Raw genomic sequence first — 5,396 nt, 5'->3', positions numbered from 1 at the left:
GTGCTTCATTGATCGCGTCATCAAGCTCTTTTTCCGACAGATGTTTCACCAACTTGGTCCGACGAGAAGCCTTCATTAGCGCCTATACGCGCTCCGTAGATTCAAACATAGCGCAGACCACTCTCGCTCTCGTTCGCACATCAGAAATCTACGATTTCTGAGGACGCAGTAGGGAGGGGATACAGCGCCGCACGGTTCTCAAACTCGTTCGACATTCGCCCCCACAGGCCCACCACTACCTTTATGTCCATCCATAGTCTATACATTGGTGATGGATCGGTTTGAAATTGAAGGCGAAGAAGTCCTCGACGGAACCGCAAAACCGTCGGGAAATAGCGCCCATGTCATCGTTCCCAAACGCTGGCGCGGAGCCGACGTGAAAGTCGTCCGCGTCTCCGAGCCAAAATCCGACGAGTAGACCATGCAGTACAACTACAAGTATCGACTCGACCCATCAGAAATCCTCTCTGAGACGCTTCTGTCGCACATCGATACTTGTAGACAACTATACAATCACGTCCTCTACCTGCTCAACGAGGCAGACGATATTCCCGCACGATACAAGGTTCAGGGGCAACTCCCCGACCTCAAAACGTGGTGGGATGACCTCGGAGATGTTCACTCGAAAGTGTTGCAGATGGTCGTTAAGCGCGTCTACGACAATCTCTCCACACTGAAAGCCCAGAAGGAAAACGGGCGCGCTGTGGGAATGCTCAAGTGGAAACCACCTCGGGAATACTGTTCGCTCACCTACAACCAGTCCGGCTTCAAACTCAAGAATACGAGTGGTCGGCCTGTCCTGTGGTTGAGCAAAATCGGTGAGATCCCCATTCATCTCCACCGAGACATTCCCGAGAACGCGACGATCAAACAGGTCACGATCAAGCAAGAACCCACAGGCGAGTGGTACGCCACGCTCGGTATTGATGTGGACGAAGCCACGCCCGAGAAACCAGAGACGCCAGAGAAAGCCGTTGGCATCGACGTGGGGATTCTCAAGTACGCCCACGATACCGACGGAACAGCCGTCGGGTCGCTTGACTTGTCCGATGAACGCGAGCGGTTGGAACGCGCCCAGCGCAATCTCTCACGGAAAGAACACGGGTCTGCGAATTGGGAGGAACAACGGAAGGTCGTGGCCGAGCGCCAGGTAGATCTCAAGCGAAAGCGCCGTGACTTCTTGCACAAACTCTCGAACCACTACGCTATCGAGTACGACCTCGTGGCCGTAGAAGACTTGGACGCAAAGGGTTTAGTCGAACTCCCCGGTAACTCTCGGAACCGGGCTGGTGCGGCGTGGGGGACGTTCCTTCGGATGCTTGAGTACAAGTGCCGACGCGAAGGAACGCACTTCGTGACGGTGAATCCGCGCGGAACGACGAAAGAGTGCGCATCCTGCGGTGTTTCAACGGATAAGCCGTTGTGGGTTCGTGAACACTCGTGTCCCTCGTGTGGGTTTGAAGCGGATCGGGACGCGAACGCAGCATGGAACATTCTTTCTCGCGGCCTCGAAGACGTAGGAGTGGTTCACTCCGAAGTAACGCCTGTGGAGACTGCACTCGCTGTGGACACCGTTGTGTCTGCAAAGCGCGTCGTGGAAACAGGAAGCCCCACCCTCAAGGAGCGAACGGCGTCAGCCGTGAGCGAGTAGGGTGGGGTAGTTCACCACTAGAGACACACCCCACGTTGCCGCTGTAAACACCACGAGAATGCGATCTAGGGTGTACAACACATCAAAACAGCAGTCGACAGCAGTCGCCGATACTGCTATCTATTCAATCGGAATCTAGTGGTTTCTTATACTAGTATGTCGTTTGCCACCGTACCACGCTTTTCGCTTGCTGAACTGCCGTACCGTTTTCGGCAGTGAAGATACGAAGCCGAGGGGTGCTATTTCCGTTATAGAGACGTCAAATCCCTTGATACCAACGAGTAGAACACTGCTCACACGATACATCCCACATTTCCAACCCCACAGACCATCGACTGACTTACAGCGGCAACGTGGGGTGGGTGAGTAGCCCACCGAGACCGTTACAGCGGCAACGGAGGGTCTAAGTCTCACGTCATCTCCACAAAAGACTACTATACAACTGTTCTCCCGCCCGTTCACATCGACCTCTAAAATTCAGTGAGTGTTTTACAGAGGCAACGTGGTGGGGGTAGATTCATAACCCACCGTGACAATGCATCCTGTATGTCTAACTCGACGTCCTTCTTTGGCGACCCCGATCCTATATTCGCCAATAAGGATTTGCTTCGGGTTCAACACCTCCCCGACAAAGACCGGATTATCGGCCGTGACGATGAATTGACCCAGCTCGCCAACGCGATCAAAGACGCTGCCCATGGGCGAACACCAAACAACGTGTTGGTCTATGGAAAGACAGGCACTGGGAAATCACTCTGTACAAAGTACATCACTAACGATCTCGTCTCATCTGCAAAGGAAAACGATGTGGCGGTAGGTGTCGCTTATGTCGACTGCTTCCAGGATTCAACCGAGACACAGACCGTCCGTTCGATTGCTGACTCGCTGAACGATCCCGACGAAACTGACGTGAAGATACCAATGTCGGGGCTGAGTACGTCTGATTACTACCGTCGGCTATGGAACATCCTCGAAGATCGATACGACGTAGGATTAGTCATTCTCGACGAGATCGACAAACTCGACGGCGATGACGTTCTCATGCAACTCTCGCGAGCAGCTGAGTCGGGAAAAATCGAGGACAGTACACTCGGTATCATCGGTATCAGTAACAAGATCCGCTACAAGGAGACGTTGAACGAGCGCGTACGGTCGAGTCTCTCTGAGCGGAATCTCGTGTTTGCACCCTACGATGCAAAACAACTGGGTGAAATCCTGAATTCTCGGATTGATGCATTCCGTGAAGGTGTCGTAGAGGAGGCTGTCATTCCGAAAATCGCCGCACTTGCAGCCCGTGAACACGGTGATGCCCGAAAGGCGATAGACATCCTGCGGTATGCTGGGGAGTCGGCTTACGAGCGTGGACACGAGATCGTTCGTGAAATCCACGTCGACGAGGCTCACGAACGTGAAGAGCGCAACCGACTCTCGGAGCTGATTTCAAAGCTCCCGAGCCACTCGAAACACCTACTCAATGCGCTTGCCCTACAGGCCCAACAGCACGATGACGACGACCCGGAGATCCCGACAGAGGATATCTATTCGTTGTACGAGATTATGTGCGAGCAGGAAGGGACCGATCCCTTGAAAAATCGACGGGTGCGTGATCTCCTCTCAGAGTTAGAATTCTTGTCGGTCATCCGCCAACAGCACAAAGGACGTGGTCGCGGTCGCGGTGCCCACACCGTGAACCAACTCGTCGACGAGCCAGAACTCGTTATCAAGGCCTGCAAGTCGGCTTGACGTCTGTTTACAGCGGCATCGAGGGGTGTTCAATGGCTCGTAGGACGTGACATCCTCCTCGCCGTGAACGGCGAGGCTTCCCGACCGCAGTTGGGATATTTATGGTTTGCAGCTGCTCGCCTGTTGAGCGAACGTCCCCTGTCCACAGCTTGGGTCGTGTTCTCCACGACGGAACAGGTTGACTACTGGACGTGCCACACGCCCGCTACTCCTATCCCCGGCAGACCGAGGATTCAGAGTTACCTTTTGTGCTTGGTCTAACCGACACCGAATGTTCTCCGCACCATTCGAGTCGGCGTTCATCACAGCGTTACACCTACGACAAACGTATAAGCCACGTTGAACACGGTTGGCGTCTCGCTTCTGCCCACAACACGAACACGTCTTCGACGTGTCTCGTTCGCTCACTACGACTACGGCGATCCCTTCGGCTTTCGCCTTGTATGTGAGCAAGTCCGTGAAGCGGTCGAACGCCCAACGGTGCAAGCCTTCGTTCCCACGGTCGCCCCAGTTTTGAGGCTCACCAGTCTCGTTGTCTTTACGGATGCCTTCGAGGTTGCCGACAGCAATTGTCCCGACACTTCGTTCAACACACTCTGTAACGATGTGTTTCGTGACGGTGTGCAAGTAGTGCGACCGACGCTCTGAACGCTTCTTGCGGAGTCTCATGGCTTTGTTCGACCGAGACGAGTTGCACTTCGCTATCTCTTTAGCAAAGTACCGTTCGTCGGTCTTGAGCGCGTTCCCCGGATACAACTCCTGGTCGGCCGTCGAATACGAGACAGCAGCGAAATTTGAGATACCGAGGTCGATACCGGCAGTTTCATCGCCGGGAGACTCGGCCTCGATCTCGTGTTTGCAGACGATGTGGAGTTCCCATTCATCTCCGTTCCAGACTGCCTTCACTTGACGGACGTTCTCGACAGTAACATCTGGTCGGGTTTCGAGCTCACAGAGAATGAAATCTGACCAGTGTTCTTTGAGATTCCGGCCTTTCGAGAGACGAATACGGTCGTTTTTCGCGTCGTATTTGAAGCCGTCTTCTTTGAACGTGACCGTCGACCGTGGGTGGTCGTCGCCGTTCTTGCGATACTTCGGCGGGTTTGCGCGGTCGTCCCCGTTTCGGCGTTTGGCATACCAACTGTGGAACGCTTCAGCGAGTTCTTCAATGACTCGCTGACTCGACTGAGAATTGAGGTCGGCGTAGCGTTCGTGGTTCTTCAGATATGCCTTGAGTGGCCCATCCTCGGGGATTGTCCCTATCTCGCTCCAGATGCGGTCACACGTCCAGCGGGCGATGTTCCAGAGCTTCGAGGCGGCAAACCCAAGCGAGTCCAGATCACCCTTAACCTGTTGCTGATTCCGTATGGTAGCAACGTAGGTTCGAGTAACCTGAACCGCCATACATAGAATATGTAGATATTCCTACTTAATGGTGTGGGTTGGCGTTGAATATCCGGCCTGCTACCCACGGTTGGCTGTGGTGGGTATGTCGGATTCACGCCCGCCGTGAACAGTAGTTGCCGAACCTAGCTGAGCCTCTTGACGTTGGGCCGCGTTGGTCAAAAAATGGTCGAGACAACTGAGGCAAAACAGGTCTGTCGCGCTGCTTCGACGTTGCTGTTCCCGGAGTTGGATTTCGATGTGAAACAGTGCGGTGAATACACGAGAGAGGATTTCGGCGAAATCCTCTCTCGTATCGCCTTCGATCACGAGTTCGCAAACACGGGTGGCAAAACGCTCCTACTTGACCGTGACGAGCAAGTCGACGTCACGTCCACTGCTCGGAACCCACTCGCTAAATCACTCTTGTATCACTTACGAAACCTCTCAACGGACGCCATCGACGACCAGTTCGATGGCGTCCGTGATCGATTGTTCGAAGTCCTTCGATCGCAGCGTCGACTTCCTGCGTTCGTCGATGTTGCCATCGATCTTCACGAGTGGCGGTTCTACGGATCTGCTGACACTGACCACGTGATAACGACATATCCTGATCTAG

4 protein-coding genes and 1 pseudogene are annotated in these 5,396 nt (G+C 54.1%); 4 read left to right on the top strand and 1 reads right to left on the bottom strand.

The window, feature by feature from the left end; translation table 11 throughout:
* Positions 1-271 precede the first annotated feature (271 nt).
* From O2S87_RS17925 to O2S87_RS17915, 3 genes are all read left to right on the top strand, one after another.
* Positions 272-418 (top strand): DUF2080 family transposase-associated protein, encoded by a 147-nt coding sequence (locus O2S87_RS17925; RefSeq protein WP_475410109.1) that lies wholly within the window; start codon positions 272-274, stop codon positions 416-418.
* Between the two features lie 3 nt (positions 419-421).
* Positions 422-1,651 (top strand): RNA-guided endonuclease InsQ/TnpB family protein, encoded by a 1,230-nt coding sequence (locus O2S87_RS17920; RefSeq protein ID WP_475410108.1) that lies wholly within the window; start codon positions 422-424, stop codon positions 1,649-1,651.
* A gap of 546 nt (positions 1,652-2,197) precedes the next feature.
* A complete protein-coding gene (locus tag O2S87_RS17915; protein WP_475410107.1) occupies positions 2,198-3,394 on the top strand; it encodes a Cdc6/Cdc18 family protein in 1,197 nt (398 codons plus the stop codon).
* A gap of 99 nt (positions 3,395-3,493) precedes the next feature.
* On the opposite strand, the gene O2S87_RS17910 is transcribed toward O2S87_RS17915, so the two are convergent.
* Positions 3,494-4,798, bottom strand: a complete 1,305-nt coding sequence (locus O2S87_RS17910) for an RNA-guided endonuclease InsQ/TnpB family protein (protein ID WP_475410106.1) — start codon at positions 4,796-4,798, stop codon at positions 3,494-3,496.
* Between the two features lie 165 nt (positions 4,799-4,963).
* Between O2S87_RS17910 and O2S87_RS17905 the strand changes: the two are divergent.
* Positions 4,964-5,396 (top strand): annotated as a pseudogene (locus O2S87_RS17905) (transposase); the annotation flags it as partial.

This window comes from Halohasta sp. A2 (assembly GCF_056175805.1).
This window is presented reverse-complemented; position numbering and strand designations above follow the sequence as displayed.